Origin of the sequence: Pseudonocardia sp. EV170527-09 (assembly GCF_008369905.1) — a bacterium.
GTDB lineage: Bacteria > Actinomycetota > Actinomycetes > Mycobacteriales > Pseudonocardiaceae > Pseudonocardia.
Window position 1 is genome coordinate 1 of sequence record NZ_VRMC01000314.1, and the last position, 543, is coordinate 543.

Below are 543 nucleotides of genomic sequence, written 5' to 3' on the forward strand. Positions count from 1 at the left end.
AACCTATACCAGAACAGCTGCCCAAAGTGCCCAAGAAGCTTCTCGAGGACCGCCACCATGGCTTGGGTGTGGACCTTGCTATTCCTGATGGCAGCTGCCCAAGGCGCCCAAGCACAGGGAGCCTCTACCTCTGTGGATGAGCTGCAGGCTGAGGTGGACCAGCTGGAAGATGAGAACTATGTCCTGAAAACAAAGGTGGCACAGCTGCGGAAGAAGGTGGAAAAGCTGGGCTCCATCCCTGTGTCCCTGAGATCTGGAGAGGTGCAGCTGCTGGAGTCTGGGGGAGGCTTAGTGCAGCCTGGAGGGTCCCTGAGACTCTCCTGTGCAGCCTCTGGATTCACTTTCAGTGGCTATGGCATGTCTTGGGTTCGCCAGGCTCCAGGCAAGAGACTGGAGTGGGTGGCAACCATTACTAGTGGTGGTACTTACACCTACTATCCAGACAGTGTGAAGGGGCGATTCACCATCTCCAGAGACAATTCCAAGAACACCCTGTACCTGCAAATGAACAGTCTGAGAGCTGAGGACACAGCCATCTATTTC

At 55.2% G+C, this 543-nt stretch carries 1 protein-coding gene; it reads left to right on the forward strand.

Features of this window, described 5'->3' with window-relative positions:
- Nucleotides 1-132 precede the first annotated feature (132 nt).
- On the forward strand, nt 133-543 hold a 411-nt coding region (locus tag FVA95_RS29295; RefSeq protein WP_161992538.1), incomplete at its 3' end, for a hypothetical protein.